The following is a 16,242-nucleotide window of genomic DNA, read 5'->3' on the forward strand; positions in this document are numbered from 1 at the left end:
CAAGTCGGGGAACGGCGCGGTGTCGCGCCTCCTTCAATCTCGCGAGGTCGGCGACGTGCTCAGCTTCTCACCCGGGCACGTACCAGATCGGCGATGCCCAAGCACGCTCTTGCACGGTCGTCGGGACCGTTGGATCGTCACACGTGGGCAGCCGCTGCTCCGCCGGCAATCGGTTGCACAGCCAGGTATTCCACCGGCAGGTCGGGTTCTCTAGTACGCGGACGTAGTAGTAGGCCTGGAGGATGGGGTTGAAGTCGGGGTCGCTCCACACCGTGCACAACGAGTCGGCGCCCGGGCCATGCAGCGCGCACGTTGCGAGATCGACTGTTGCGCCATTGTTAGCGTCACCGGCGACATCATAGACCATGTAGTGAGCGTCGCCGTTGTCGATCCATCCTTTGACGATCTGAAGCCGCTGCAGCGGCGCGCCGGGTCGTTCGGTGGTGCCGGGGTCGCGCAGCGCGGTGATGACGAACGATGGCGCCGTGATCCCCGTCGGTGGGGGCGGCAATACACCGCCCATCGGCACGCCGTGATCGTAGCCGGTCTGGATGAGGTTGGGATACTGGCACAAGTTCTCGGGCAGGTTCCATCCGCCAAAGACGCGCACGCTGAGGCGGGTGCCGCTGGTGGCAAAGGTCTCGCGGCGCCGCAGCGCATCGAAGATGCTGGAGCGAGAGTTCTCCTCCGCCCACACCGCGGCCAAGCCGCCAGGGCTGTAGGTCAGATTGCCGTACGATCCGGCATAGGCTCCCAACAGTTGCCCGGCTTCCGCATCATTGGAACCCTGATGCCCGACGAAGGACGACTCCTCCGTAAAGCCGGGGATCGCATTGTGCGTGTCGGTGCTGCCGATGACGCCGAGACGATACGGATTCGCGCCGAGTCGTTCTTGTTCCTTGAGTCCCGTGAGCAACGTCCCGCGCACAAAATCGAGCCTTGACACGCACCCCAGATCGACGGCCCCGAGGGCGCCGGTCCCATCGCCGCAATCGTCGAACGGCGGCTGTCGGCGTTTTTCGAACGTGCACTGTTCGTCCGGTGCGCCGAGCATGCCCGACAGGCCATTCATGCATTCCGAATCGCCCTTGTGCTGATAGATCTCAACCAGCGGTTCGATGCGATTGCGAAACAATGCCTGCGCGCGTTGCTCGTCGAGACTCTGGGTGCCGGGGCGCTCCACCATGAACGTGCGGCCATTGCTCTCGTTCGAGTTGTGCGGGATCGCCAGCACGTCGCAGCCGTTGCCGGCATCGAGGCAGGTGGTCTGCAAATCCCGCCACAGACCCTGCGGCGTCGCCTCCTCGAATGCGGAGATCGGGAACGGCACGTGTTCGTTGCGGAAGATCACATTGCGATGCATCGTGCTGCCGCCGGGGCTGCGGGAGTACTCGTAGGCAACAAACGAAGTGAAGCGGCAGCGATCGTAGGCCGCGTTGGCCGCGTCTTGTACACGGTCCCACACCGTTGCCGCGGCGTCGAGGCAGACCTTGTTGTCCGCACCGCAGAGATCGCGGAAACGGGTCGGCCGTGACGAAATCAGTCGAGCGCCGAAGGTTTGATACGCGTCGCTGACGCCGGTGCGAAACAGTTTGCAGCTCGCCGAATCATAGGTGGGCGAGCCCGGCGTGGTGCAGGTGCTGATCTCGCCCAAAAATTCCGAGTGATCGGTCACCGCGGTGAAATCGAGCGGCCGTTCGAGGCGGACCGTGCGTGTACCGATTCCATTCACGTCGAGCGGCGGCAATGCGGCCGGCTCCCCGCGGGCAAAGCGATACGCGTCGGCCGGCGTTCGGCGGAGATCCCAAAAGTATGCGTCGAACGAGTTCATCGTGTGGACGTGCAGGTCGCCGAAGTAGACGTTGCGCAACGGGTTGCGTTGCGGGCACGGCTCCTCCGGCGTTGCCGTCGGCTGCGGAGTTGGCGACGCGGTTGGGCAAGTGTTGAGGGCATAGTTCACGGCCACGACGAGTTCTTCGACCGTGACTTCCGTGTCCATGTTCGTGTCGAACGCCTGGCAATCACCGACTTGCGGACCGCGCAGCGCGATGTTGACGCCGATCACCAATTCGTCGACGGTCACCTGATTGTTGTGATCGCAATCTCCGGTACACATGCCGGGCGTCGCAGTCGGGCTCTGACCTGCGGCTCGCGTGCTCGCTGCGATCACCAGCAGTGAGCCGAGCAGCGCGGTGCGCAGCGCGGCGGTTGGAGCGAGAGGTGATCGTGAGCGAGTCAAGGCAGCTCTTGTAAACGAACGGCCACCGCTCCGTCAAAGGTTTTGTGGTGTCGAAGAAACGAGACGGGTGGGACGCCCACCCTACCGGGGATTTTGAAATTCAAGGAAATCCGGGTAGCGCAGGCGTCCCGCCTGCGTCTCCAGTCGGGGTTGCCTCACGCTTAGCAGCCCGTTGAAGAAGAGCGGCGCCCTTCGAGACGGCGCTTCGCGCCTCCTCAGGACGAGCGGGAAAGTGTTGTGGCACAAGGGAAGAACCGCTCATGCTGAGGAGCGCCGATAGGCGCGTCTCGAAGCATGCGGGGTTCTTCAACGGGCTTTTAGTCGGGGCGATCCAACAGCAAACCACCCTGATGCTTGAGGAAGGGGGCGCTGTAGTGAGCGCCCCAACAGATTCCACCGCTGCTCTTGCGTAGCTGTACGTCAATCGGGCCGGTCAACGCGCTGACGTCGGGCATGCCGAGGTTCGCTCCTCTGCCGAGGAGTGTGATGCTGGCCTGGCCATCGGCGAGCCCTTCGTTCAAATGCAGCGACAGCACGCCGGCGGGCGTGCGTTTCGGATTCGAGTAGGCGAAGTTCGTGGGATTGTCCTTCCAGCACGGTTTCGCACCGCATGTGTTGCCGGCCGGTACCGCCGCATCGGAGACGAGGGTGTTGTTGTCGTAGAGGCAGAGGAAGTACGTGTCGGTCGTCAGCGGGTCGCCGAAGTCGGCCTTCGGTGTCGCCGTGCCCTTGAGCCACTGCCACAAGAACAGGTCGCTGGTGTCCGGCGACCGATCGATGAGCAGGAGGAGACCCTTGCCGCTGACGGCCGGCCCGCGGCAGGTGTCTGGTACCGGAGGGCAGGCAGGCGGCGGTCCGCTGTCGTTCTGCATGATCTTCACGATGTCGGCGATCTCGTCCGTAAGCGCGAGATCGAGGTCGCCGTCGTTGTCGATGTCGAGCAGAATGGCGCACGAAGGATTCGAGATGGCGGGGATGTCCGGATCGAACGTGAAGTTCCCGGCTCCATCGTTGATCAAGATGTGCCACAGGCCGCCGCCGTAACTCGACACGACCCAGTCGAGATCGCCATCGCCGTCGAGATCGCCGAGTGCGGAGCCGACGACGTGCGGCGCGGTTGTGAGTACGGTCGGCGCTTGCAGTGTGCCGTCACCGTTGCCGAGCAAGATCGCCGCGTTGCCGCTGTCGCCGTTGGCGGTCGCCACATCGAGCTTGCCGTCGCCGTTGACGTCGCCGACGGTCAGCTTCCACGCCAGGCCGCCGGCGCTCTGTGGCGTCTGCGCCGTGAACGTGCCGCTACCATTGCCGAGAAGCACGACGATCGTTTGGCCGTCCTGCGCGCCGACGATCAGGTCGGAGATGCCGTCGTTGTTCATGTCGCCGGAGGTCAGCGCATACTCGCCGTCCTCGCCGCTGTCGAAGAAAGTCGGGGCGCTGAGCATGCCGCCGTTGTTGATCATCAGCGACAAATTGTTGGAGGTGTGATTCGCGTTCACGACATCCCAATCGCCGTCGCCATCGACGTCGAGCGCGGCGATGCCGTGGGGCTCCATGCCGACCGGCCGCGACTGCGACGATGCCCAACCCCCATCGCCCTTGCCGCGAACCAGCCACACGCTGTTGCTAGTGGTGGCGGAGATCACAATGTCGACCACGCCATCGCCGTTGAAATCGCCGGACTCGTTGGGACTCGACTCGATGCCGATGTGGAAGGGCGGCGTCAGGACGCCGCCGAACTGCCCGCTGCCATCGGCGCGATTGACGAAGACGCGCAGATCGGCGCTGTCCTCGTTGACCGTTGTGAGATCAACGTAGCCATCGCCATTCAGGTCGGCGGCCATGGCACCATAGATTTGCGTGTGAACCGACGGATTGGTGCGGTTCGACATCTGCTGGATCTGCGTGAACGTGCGCGACGAGGGCTGCGTCTGAATGCGGAACTGATATGCGAAGCCGGCGCTGCGCAGTGGCGACGAATCGGCGGCGGTGATCGTATGCGACAGATTGACGATGACGACTTCGCCGGCGGCGAACGGCCGGCCGGGTGTCAAGGTCACCGACTGATTGGCGTTGGAGAATGTGAACGGTCCAGAAGCGACGCCGCTCTGCTTGCCGAAGACTCGGAACGAGGATGCAGTGATCGTGCTCGGGAGGAGGGCTTGATCAAAGGTGATCGTCACCGCCGTGTTCTTCGCCGCGCTGGCGAGCCGCGTCGGACTCATCGAAACGACAGTGAGCGTGGACGCCGAGCCAGCGCGGGAGACCAGCAAGCTGAACACAATTGCTGTGATCAAGAGCAGACTCTGGCGGGCATTGAACATGGACTCCTCCTCAACCATCGCCGTCGGACAGCATACGTTGTAGACAGTACCAATGCGGGGTACCCAAACCAAGCCGGAAAACGCAGTTGATCTTGATTCGAAGGAAAACTCACCGCCGAGAACGCGGAGATCGCAGACCGGACGTCATCATAAGAACACAACGAGTGAGTTCGCGAAGCTCATCAAACATGGACTTCGGTTTGATCACTTGGGTCCGCGGATTCGTATCTCGGCGCGCTCGGCGTGCTCCGCGGTGAATCCGCTTGTGTCAGACCAAGGTTGAGCCTGGCATGACGGAAATTGCATCAGCGCCATTCACCTCGCGGCGCGTCGACCGCTTCGCCGAGTGGCTGCACGCTCCGGCACCCCGCGAGTCGACCCATCCGCGCTTCGACGTTCGGCGCGCGCGGCCGCAGGAGTTCGACGCCATCTATGACTTGGTCGACGAGACGTTTGGCATCAAGCGGTCGCGCGCGGCCTACGATTGGCTCTACCGGCGCAACCCCTGCGGCACGGCGCGCTGTCTGGTGGCGATCGACAGGGCCAGCGGGCAGATGGTCGGGAATACATCCTCTTGGCCGTGGCCGATGGCGCGCGGGACGCAACCGGTGGAAGGTGACCTCGAGGGCGACACGGTTACCGCCAAGGGATGGCAACGGCTCGGCATCGATGCGCTGCGCGGCGAAGTGGCGCGCTCCCACGCATGGATAAGCCATAGCGTGGGGATGAGCTGGCCCAACGACATCGCGCGCGCAGCCGGTGTCAAGCGTGGGCGCAGTAAGCGCATGCTGGGGCCGGTGCCGCGAAGCATCCTATTGCTCAACACCAAAGAGTTTTTGACCACGCGTTCATGGCCGGGGTTCGCGGGCGCGGCTGCCGGAATGGTCGCGGATGCCGCGTTCGATCTCTGGCGCAAAATGTTTGTGCGCGCTCAGCCGGGAGTAGCAATCCAAGAGGTGCGGCGCTTCGATTCAAGCTTCGACGAAGTGATGCAGCGGTGCATGGCGTGGCATGGCTTCTGGTCTCCTCACGATGCCGAGTTCATGAATTGGCGCTATCTCGACCACCCCACGATGTCGTACGCGGCCTTCAGCCTGACGGTTGGCGGCGAGCTCGTCGGCTACTCGGTACTGAAGATCGAAGCGTCGGGGGCGATGCTGATGGAGTTCGTGGCCCCGAGTTCGCCCACACACTTCGCTGGCGCGTTGCTGCTCCACCTGATCAAGATCGCGCGTGCAGCGGGCTGCATGTGCCTGAGGTTCTCCGCCGCGCCCAACTGGCATCATCGGCAACTCTTCCGCGCGGCGGGCTTTATGCCGACCCGGTCGTCGCCAGTCTATCTGTGGCCGACCGGCGAGGCTCCGGGGACGGGACAACTCGACCTGTGGCAATGGGTGCCGGGCGACATGGACGATCTGTAGTCGAAGCCGGTCGAGAATTCGGCCACGAACTCTTGAGCTTGCCACGGCCCACTCGACGACACGCGGTGTGCCGGCTTCAGGGACGAAGAACGCGAGAGACACGGCCCCAGGTCGCGTACTCTCGTAGCAATTCCGGCACGCTCAACCCGCTATGACAGAGTTGGTAGCAGAGTGGGGGCAGATGAAGCGACAGTGGCGCTGGCTGGACGAGCAGTTCACACTCAGTTCATGTTGACCAACGGCTACGTAGCGAGCTGCGGAGGTGATGCGAGTGCATGATGCACGCAGTCGACACCACGAACAGTAACCGAGAAATGTCTTGACATCAAGGAACGATTCGGAGTAATTCGCGTCACCACAAAAACAGTGCGGGCGCTCAACACACAGGACGAGCGGCCGCGTAACACCGGATGGTCAGGGGCGCGGGGTTCCGAGTGTTGCTAGTGACGCCGAGACGACTGGTTGTCTTCACCGCCCTCAGCTTGGCGCTCACGATCAGCACCATCGCCCGCGCCCAGACTGTGACGCTCGCACCCGTCGGCGACACGTACCTCCGCAGCGGCAGCGCGAATCAGAACCAAGGTAGCGATACCATTCTGCGCGTCCAGCAAAGCGGGAACAACCGCGCCCTCGTGCGCTTCGATCAGGCCGCCATTGCCACCGCCGTCGGCAGCGGTACGGTCGCCTCCGCCACCCTCGAATTGTACGTCCAGACCAACGCCAACAACTGGGGTACCACCGGCCGCTCCGTCGACGCGCTCCGGCTCACCGCCGACTGGACCGAGCTCGGTGCGACTTGGAACTGCCGCATCGACAGCAACACTGGCAACTCGTCGGCTGACTGTTCGTCTCAATGGAACGGCGGCAGCTTCGCTACAACGGCCACTGCCAGCAAACTGCATGCGAACACTCTGACCGGCTGGGTTCAGTTCGACGTCACGGCCGACGTGCGCGCCTTTCTCACCGGTACGCTCAACTACGGCTGGGTGATCAAGAAGACCGATGAGAGTCAGAACGGTCAGGTCGACTACACCTCGCGCCAAGGCACCGCCGGCAACGCGCCACGGCTGGTCCTGGTTGTCGAGAGCCCGCAGATCGATCAAGTCCCACCGACGGTGCAGATCACGCAACCCGACTTTCCGGTGGTGTTCAACAACGCGACCCCCACCATCGGCGTCAGCTACAGCGATGGTGGCTCGGGCCTCAACCTCAGCAGTCTGCTCGTCAAGGTGGATGGCGCCGCCGTCGGTGGCTGCGCGGTGGCGGCGAGCACGGCGACGTGTACGCCGGCGGCGCTGACAGCCGGCACCCACGCGATCACCGCCGAGATCCGCGACATCGCCGGCAACCTCGCCAGCACCAGCTACGAGTTCGAGTTGTTTCTCGGCAGCGGTCCGGCGTCGGTGACGCTGCCGGTGCGCTGGGACACTTACCTCAGGCAGGGCAGCGCGAACCAGAACCAAGGTGCGGAGAGCGTCCTGCGCATTCAAGACAGCGGCAACAATCGCGCGCTGCTCACGTTCGATCAGGCGGCGCTGTTCGACACCTTTGGCGATACCCCCCTCAGCTCGGCTACGCTGGAAGTCTACATCGAAGACAACGCCAACAATTGGGGTACCGCCGGGCGCTCGGTCGGCGTGTATCGCGTCGATGACGAGTGGAGCGAGTTGGGCGCAACCTGGAATTGCCCCGACGACACCGACAGCACCAACTCGCAACCCGACTGCAATCCGCAGTGGAGTGGCGCGACCTTCGAGGCGACCGCGACCGATGGCGTCGTACACACCAACGGGTTGATGGGATGGATACAGTTCAACATCACTGCCGATGTGCGCGCGTTCCGCAACGGCACGGCGAACTTCGGCTGGCTGATCAAGAAAACAAACGAGGGTGACTCCGGGCAAGTCTCGTACACGGCGCGCGAAGGCACCGGCGCGCACGCTCCGCGGCTGGTGCTGGTGTTCGATCCGGCAGCGCCCGACGACATCGCGCCGCGCCTCAGCATCACTGCCCCGAGTCTGCCGGTGATCATCAACGAAACGCACCCCGCTATCAGCGTCGCGTACGACGACGCTGGCGGCCTGAATCTCGCTAGCTTCCACGTCGATGTCGATGGCAATGACATCACGGCCGGCTGCACGGTTGGTCCGGCGGCGGCGACCTGCACTGCGCCGACGCTGGCGGCCGGGACGCACACGATCACCACGCTGATTCGCGACCTCGCCGGCAACCTCGCCAGCGCCACCGGCGGCTTCGTGCTGCTACTCGGCACGCCCGCGCAAACCGTTACGCTCCCCGCCACGGCAGACACGTACTTGCGCCACGGCGCGCCCAATCAGAATCAGGGCGAGCAGAGCTTTCTGCGGGTCAAGGCGAGTGGCCGTAACCGCGCGCTGGTAGGCTTCGATGCGAACACCATCTTGAGCGCGCTCGGCACCAACCCCGCGACCTCGGCGATCCTCGAATTGTACATCGAGCGCAACGGCCACAACTGGGGACCGGATGGCCGCACGGTCGACGTGCACCGGCTCACCGGCGATTGGTCGGAGTTGGGCGCCACGTGGCATTGCGCGTCCGACAGCAACACCGGCAACTCGCAACCCGACTGTGCGACCCAGTGGGAGGGCGCGGCGTTCGCACCGACCGCCTCTGCCACCGTGCTGCACACGCGCGGGCTGATGGGTTGGATTCAGTTCGACGTCACCGCCGACATCAACGCGTTCCGCAGCGGCACACAAGACTTCGGCTGGATCGTCAAGAAGACCAACGAGAAGCTCGCCGGCTTGGTGAAGTACACATCGCGAAACGGCACCGCCGGCTTCGGCCCGCGCCTGGTGATCGCGTTCCCCGCCGGCACGCCGACGATCACCGCGACCAGCGCGGCGACTGCCACGCACACCGCGACGCTGACGCCGACGGCGACGCCGACGCACACACCCACCGCAACCCTGAGTGAGACGCCGACCACGCTTGCCACGCCGACCGACACCACGGCCCCGCCGCCGCATACCGCGACGCCGGTGCTGACGACGACGCTCACGCCGCAACCGACGCACACCGCGTCTCCTCTGCCGACCGACACGCCGATCCCGACCGAGACGCCACGGCCGACCTTCACCCCGACGCCGTTGCCGATCGACACTTCCACGCCAATCCCGACCGATACACCGACGGCGGCGCACACCGCGACCGACACCGCCACCGCAACGGAAACACCCACACCGACTGACACCGCGACGGCCACGGCGACCTTCACGCCACGACCCGGTGTGGCGGTCGGCGGAGTGTTCGACGATAGCATCGCGCAACCACTCGAAGGTGCATCGGCGCGCGCCGTCTCCGACGAGTCACCAGTCACGAGCACGAATCACGATGGTGGCTACAACCTGCCGCCGCTACCGCCAGGGGACACGCTGATCGAACTCGCCAAGCCGGGCTACACGCGCAACCTGCGTCGCGTCGAGCTGAGCGCACACAGCGCCGCGCGCGTCCGCGACGCGCGCCTGACTCCGCTCAACGTACCGGTGCAAATCGGCAGCGCCGGCGGCACGGTGACTGCGTCGTCCATCGAATTGGTGATCCAGTCCGTAACCCCCAACCCCGAACCCCCAGCCCCTTCCGCGGTTCGCCTCACGCCGCTCAGCCCGCAGGGACTCATCTACCCCGCCCCGCTCGGCTGGAGCGTCCTGCTCGGGATCGATTTTGCGGTCGCTCCAGGGCCTGGGGTTCAGGGGTTGGGGGCTGGTACCTTGCGGGTGCCACTTGCGATCCTCGATAGTGTATCGCCCGCGTCCATCACCGTCGCCGTTTGGGACGACACCACACAGCAGTGGCTGGGTGGTCCGATTCCGACGGTCGATGCGAGTTCTCTGGCAGTGGCTATCAGCGATCAGGCATCAGCCATCAGCCAGATCGCGTTTCTCGTCGCTGACAGCACTCCGGCGGCTCCGCCAGTGGCCATCCAAGGCCAGCCGCTCCAGGGCGTCGATTCGTCGCAGGTCAACGCCGATAGCGGCACGATAGTCGCCGATCCGCCGGTGATCGTGGCGGGCACCAACGGCCACGCGATCGTGCTGACGCAGGTGCACAGCGCGGCGCAGCTGCCGAGCGGCACGCTGCTCGAAGCCGCGTTGCGCGAGCGCTACGACCTGCGCGATGGCAGCCGAGTGCTCGGCACTAGCTCACGCCAAGACCTGTCCGGCTATCAAATTTCGCCGATGGCCGATCGCCGATCGCCTATGGCCGGAACACTCGGAGCATACTTCCAACTCACTCCCAGCCGCGACTTCGCGTTGAGTAAGCTGCGCGATGGCCGTGTCGACATCGAGATCGGGCTGCCGCAGTCGGGCAACGGCGCGAATCTCATCGACCCGAACGGCGGTGAGGTGAGCGGTCCCGGCGGTGTGCGCCTTGTGATCCCGCCCAACGCGGTGAACGGGCCGACCGCGATCACACTGAGTCCGGTGGCACCGGCATCCCTGCCGGTGAACGTCGGCTGTATCTCTGGTGGCGCCGGCGTCCGGGCGTGCGATCCGCCGATCGGCGCCTTCCAACTCGATGTCAGCGGTACACTCGATCCGCTCGCCGCGTATCAACTCAGCTTCGGCACGTCCCTGACCGACGGCCAACGTTTCGCGCTCGGGCGCTTAGCCACAAGCGATCAGCGATCTGCGCTTATCTTCGCCGCGCTCGCGCACAGCGAGAATGGTCTCATCGTGCTCGACGCGTGTCCGCCAGGATTGAGTGCCTGCCTCGACGGTCTGACCGGTAGCGGCACCTACGCGGTCTTCGCGCTGCCCACAGACATCGCGCTGGTCACCGGCACTGTGGCTGACGCGACGGGGCCGCGCGGCGGTGTTGCGGTTCAAGCGTATCCGAACTGCCCTCTGCCTACCGCCGACTGTCCACCGTTCCCGGTGATCAGTATCACCGATATGAGCGGCCGCTACGCATTGCCGGTTCTCGTCGGCGTGACGAGCACGATCACGGTTCGCGATCACGAACACGATCTCTCCGGTTCCGTCTCCGCCACGCCGATCCCCGATCCCCAGTCCCCGATCCCCGTCCTCTCCGCCGACATCGAACTCATCGCCACTGGTCCCGAAGTCATTGCCATCGATCCGCCGAACCACGCCAGCAACGTCCGCCTCGGCGCCACGATCACGGTGAGATTCTCGAAGCCGGTCGATGCGGCGACGTTGACTGCCGACAGTGTCCAGCTCCTCTCCGTCGAATCACGAGTCACCAACACGAGTCACGTGCGTCTCTCATTGAGCACTGACGGCACCCAGTTGCTGATCACGCCCACCGATCTGCTGGCACCGAACACGCTGTATCGCCTCCAACTCAGCACCGCGATCACCGATCTCCATGGCGCTCCCCTAACAGCGAACAACCTAACAACGAACAACCTGGTCTTCGACTTCACCACTGCCGCCGTCTTCCGCGCCGACGCCTTGCCGCCGAACACGCTGCGCGTGTCGCTACCGGCGGACGATCAAGGCAACAACCTTAGCGTCGGGCAGACCGGAAGAGTCTTCGTCTGCGGCGGCGCGCAGCTCGCGTTGCCGGGCAGCGCGGTGACGATTCTCAACGACGCGACCGGCGAGACGTTCACGGCCGTCGCCACTGACCGTGACGGCTTCAGTGGTAGCGCCTTCTGCGACACGCTCTTCCCCGGTCGTTGCGACACGACGCAGCCCGGCACGTTCTGCGCGGTGTTCGATGCGGTCGTCGGCGACCGCATCAAGGTGCAAGTCGAAGACGTGCTGCGCAACACCGTCACGCTCGACGCCGGCAACATGCGTGACGAGCGCACCGGCGCGACGGCGATTGGTTCAGCCGGCGGTGTCGTCAGCTTCCCCGCCGATTTGCGCTACCAAGCGCTGATTCCCGACGGCGCGTTCGCCGACACCACCATCATCACGCTGACACCGATCGAAGCGAACCCAACCATCGCGAGAAAGCTCGCGCTCGACGATCCGAACCACCCCGAGTTCGCCGCGCTCACCAATCCCGACTTGGGGCAACACTTCCAGCTCCTCAGCGGCGTGCGGGTCGACCTCGATCCGCCCGACACCAAAGCGCAGCGCAACTACGATGTGTCGGTCCCGGCACCGGCCGATGCGACGGCCGACGATCAATACCTCGCCCTGCAGGTGATTAGCTTCCGCACCGATGCGACCGGTCGTCCACGCTATGAGCTGACCACGATCGACACCGCCAACTTCGACGCGACCAATCATCTCGTCGTCACCGATCCGGGTCTGTTCCAAGGGCTCACTATTGGCGGCACCTTCGGACTGATCCGCGCGAAGGAGTGCATCGCGTACCTCAAGGGCTGGACCGCCATTGAGGACTACGTCACGCCCGCGCTCGTGGCCGGCACCTTCGGCCAAGTTCTCATCGTCGTCCCCATCTTCATCAGCGAACCGGTGACCCACACGGTCCCGGTGCCGTGCAACACGCCGATCAACGGCCTTACGCTGTACGATGTGGCTGATCATGTTTTGGATGACGGCTGTGGCTGTTCCGCTGGACCGGCCCCGTCATCGCCGCCGCCGAACCAGCCTGGCGGCCAGTGCACACTGCCGGTGAATGGCGTCGGCTTCTCGAACTGCACCCTGAGCACAAGTCACGCCCCGCCCGTGCTACAGACCAGTACGGTGCAACCGAATGACGAGAACGTCGATCCGCTCACGTCGCCGCAAGTGACTTTCGGGCAACCGGTGCAGATTCCGGCCCCGCTGGTGCTCAAGGACGCCAACGGCAACCCGGTGCGCGGCCACGTCGAACCGTCGGCGCACAACACGACGCTCACCTTCGTGCCGGAGATTCGCCTGCACTACGACACGACGTACACGCTGGATCTGAGCGGCGTCCACAGCATGAGCGGCGATCCGTTGCCGACCACCACCATCACGTTCACGACCTTCAAGCCGGTCCGGCTGCACACCATTCCCGATATCGATGCCCGCGACATCGCCTGGCTCGATCCGACGACGCTACCCGGTGTGAGTCCGTGCACCGATCTCATCGCCGTTGCCGAAGGCGACGCGTACAAACTCGACTTCGAGCGCGGCGTCGCGATCTATGATGTGACCGATCTCTCGACGACACCGCCGCGCGTGGCCGAGGTGGCGACGTCGGGCCTGGATCGCGCGCTGAAGTTTACGGCGGGACCACCGGTCCAGCCGATCAACGTCGCGCAGGCCTATCCCGGCCCATTCCTCATGAGCGTCGACGGCGCTGGTGGCCGCTGCACGCAGAATCAGAACGGGCAAACAAACTGCCCGGACCGCTTCGGCGCGTGGCGGCTGTGGGATCTGTCGACGTTCCCGACGATCACGCCGGTGGCGACGCGTCTGCTCAATTTGTCGGATCAGGCGATGGACCGGCTGTCGGGGGTGGACTCGCCGCTCTCGCCGCCCACCGGGTACACGGATCTGTCGCACCTCTATGCGTGGGTGCCGAAGGAGGTCGGGCTGCCGGTGGCCGTGGCGTCGTTCGGGACCGCGGCGGTGTACGTGGCCAACGAGCCGTTCATCGGGCTCCAACTCCTTGTCCCCAGCGAGATGGACGCGCGCCCGCTTACGGACGTGCAAGTACGTGGCACATTCCATGGAACGGCGGACCCGAACGTCTCGGTGCCGATTCGCGCGGTGGATACGCTGAGCGATCCGGACACGACGAAGTCACTCGTCGTGGCGGTGGAGCAAGACGGCTCCGCGGACAAACTGGTCCTGCTCGATCCCGGGCTCGACACGAGCAAGACCTTCGACGACATGGCGCTGCCGCCCGGTGGGCATCCGCTGGCGGTGCGGGCGTTAAAGCACTGGCCGACGCGGCTCGATCCCACCCAGGCGATGACAGTAGCGCGAGATCTCGCGGTGGTGCCTTGTGAAGCGTCGTCGCTGTGCGTGATCCCGGTGAATGCCGCGAACACGCCGCAAGTCGGCCCGCCGCTTCCCGCCGGCTTCGACAACACCGGCGCGACGCTCGCGCCGGGACTCACCTCCGGCATCGGCAAGATCAAGACGCCGGGCACGCCGCGCGGCATAGCTGAAGACCCGGCCACGCAACTCCTCTTCGTTGCCGACGGCACGACAGGTCTGGCGATCATCGACCTGTCCGTACCCGGCGGCAGTCGAGACGATGACAATGACGGCATCGACGACCGCGTACTCGGCAGAGTGAATCTTGGCGGCGCGCGGGCCACGGCGGTGGTGGTCTATCGCGACCGGGCGGGCGGGATGGTCGCCGCGGTGGCGACCGGCGCGGGAGGAGTGCATTTCGTGCAGGTATCGCCAACGGACCATGTCATCTTGTCGTCTGCTGTGACGCCCTGTTCGCCGGGCGCGACGAACTGTCCCAATGGGCAGAGCCATCAGGCGTCGCGCGCGCACCGATCGTTGGCTGGGAGCAACGGTAGCACCTCTGCAAATGACATCGCCGCGTGCTCGACGTTCACGATGATTGACGCGCAGTATCGATCGTATCGAGACAAGTTCACCGCGGCGATGCAACCCGGAGGCAGCGTCCCGAACGATCTGGTCACGACACTGATCAATGATGTCCCAAGGCTGGGTGATGCGACCCGCGCGATGGATGGCGCCGTCGCCGATGGGCTGAGTCGACTCGTCCTGCGACAGGAGCTGCCGGGCGATTCCAATGTGAAGCACGTCAAGTTCACGCTGAGCGCCACGACTCAGCTCTATTCGAATCATCACGACAAGCACTCGCCCTTCGGCTCGCTATCGATTGACGGCTTCCCGAGTTCGGCGACTACGGTGCTCACCGTCGACACGCAGCCTGGACCCCCACCGACCAACCGGCTCGTCGCGGTTGCGGTCTACACTCCGCCGACGTTGCTTCCGTTTACACCTGGAGCGTCGCAACCAGCGACTGTCGATCTGAAGCTCACAGCTGAAGCGGACGGTATCGAGGTATCGAGCACGACTCTGCGACTGGTCCGCCCGCCGCTCTTGGTGCTGCACGGGTTGTTTTCGAGTGCCGCGGCGATTCAAGGGACGACCCTGCCGCAAACGTTGGGCGATAACGGGATCTTGTTTGTCCTTCCGGACTACTCGAATCGCCATATCTCGGGAGTCGATGCCGTCTTCAATGTTTTGCCAACGGCGGTGGCTGATCTAGCTGCGAAGTTTCGAGCGGGTCACGGCGATCAAGCGCTGGCCAAGGGCAGCAATTCTCAAGGACGGAAGGCAGTAACCGACGAGAAGATCGCGATGACGAAGCCCGACCTCTTGGCGCACAGTCTTGGCGGAGTGCTGGCTCGATGGTACACGACGGACACGATTGCGGGTCCACCGCCGGGACCAGGCGTCACCGCACCAGCACCGCTCGCCCGAGCGATCCATTACCCTGCAAACTCGTCCATCAATCCCGACGGTACCGTCCCAGCGCTACCGCCGATGTTGCCGACCGGGGAAGGCGGGTACGGTTCGATCACGTTGAGGCGTGATGACGAGAAGACGCGGTATCAGCGGCCCGACAACTTTTGGCAGGGCGATTTCGGGCGGGTGGTAACCATCGGGTCACCGTTACGCGGCAGTCCGTTTGCGAACGGCGTCACTCACTATGTGTGCAGCCCAGACGTACGAGAACTGTGCTTCGCGCATCTACCGACCTTTCATCCCGAACGGCTCTACGTTTACAATCGAGCGACATCGGACGCCCGCCAGCGCGGCGATGCGGGCGCCGCCATCTACGACCTGGCGACGGGAAGCACCACCTATTCTCGGTTCTCCGCTGACAGCGATCCCGTGAGAGTGCATGCGATCGCTACAACGGCGCCATCAGCGAGTTCCGTCGGGAACTTCCTCGTCGGTAGCGCGAACTTCTGTCCCGGCTTCGACAATACGACTAGCGACGGCGTTGTGGCGCTGCAAAGCCAGATCGCGAATCTGGGCTCCAATCACTACTCACCATTTCCGTTGGCGGCGGAGCACACAGGGCAGCCGGACAATAAGAAAGTGCACGCCCGAGCCGTGGATGTGTTAGTCGACACGCCACCGAGTCAAGGACCGAACCCGGATCCGCTGACGTACTATTTCGAAGACAAGTTTCCCGGAGATGGTTGCTTCCCACTCCAGTGCGGAACAGGAGTCGCTGCATGTCAGCCACACTAGCCAGACGCGCATCACACCTTGCCCTCGCGAGCCTCGTAGTCCTTGGACTGCCGCTTCGCCGGGGGTACGCCCAGCCGCTCAAATGTCTCCCACAGGAACTTCAGCGGAGCTTT

4 protein-coding genes are annotated in these 16,242 nt (G+C 64.4%); 2 read left to right on the forward strand and 2 right to left on the reverse strand.

Going from position 1 to position 16,242, the window contains the following annotated elements:
* Positions 1–67: 67 nt before the first annotated feature.
* Positions 68–2,239: a DUF3604 domain-containing protein gene (locus tag HYR72_19125; GenBank protein ID MBI1817093.1), complete on the reverse strand. Its 2,172-nt coding sequence runs from the start codon at positions 2,237–2,239 to the stop codon at positions 68–70.
* Between the two features lie 317 nt (positions 2,240–2,556).
* On the reverse strand, positions 2,557–4,560 hold the full coding sequence (locus HYR72_19130; GenBank protein ID MBI1817094.1) for a VCBS repeat-containing protein: 2,004 nt from the start codon (positions 4,558–4,560) through the stop codon (positions 2,557–2,559).
* Positions 4,561–4,850: 290 nt separating this feature from the next.
* Here HYR72_19130 and HYR72_19135 point away from each other — a divergent pair, with 290 nt between their 5' ends.
* Together HYR72_19135 and HYR72_19140 are read left to right on the forward strand one after the other, a co-directional pair.
* Entirely contained in the window at positions 4,851–5,981 is a 1,131-nt protein-coding gene (locus tag HYR72_19135) for a hypothetical protein (GenBank protein MBI1817095.1), read from the forward strand.
* Positions 5,982–6,424: 443 nt separating this feature from the next.
* On the forward strand, positions 6,425–16,129 hold the full coding sequence (locus tag HYR72_19140; protein ID MBI1817096.1) for an Ig-like domain-containing protein: 9,705 nt from the start codon (positions 6,425–6,427) through the stop codon (positions 16,127–16,129).
* Positions 16,130–16,242 lie beyond the last annotated feature (113 nt).

The sequence above is a fragment of the Deltaproteobacteria bacterium genome, assembly GCA_016178705.1.
In the GTDB taxonomy this organism is placed as follows: domain Bacteria; phylum Desulfobacterota; class Binatia; order HRBIN30; family JACQVA1; genus JACOST01.

Coding starts and splice junctions, on each gene's coding strand:
- HYR72_19130 (MBI1817094.1), bottom strand. CDS start 4,560: ATGTTCAATGCCCGCCAGAGTCTGCTCTTGATCACAGCAATTGTGTTC.
- HYR72_19135 (MBI1817095.1), top strand. CDS start 4,851: ATGACGGAAATTGCATCAGCGCCATTCACCTCGCGGCGCGTCGACCGC.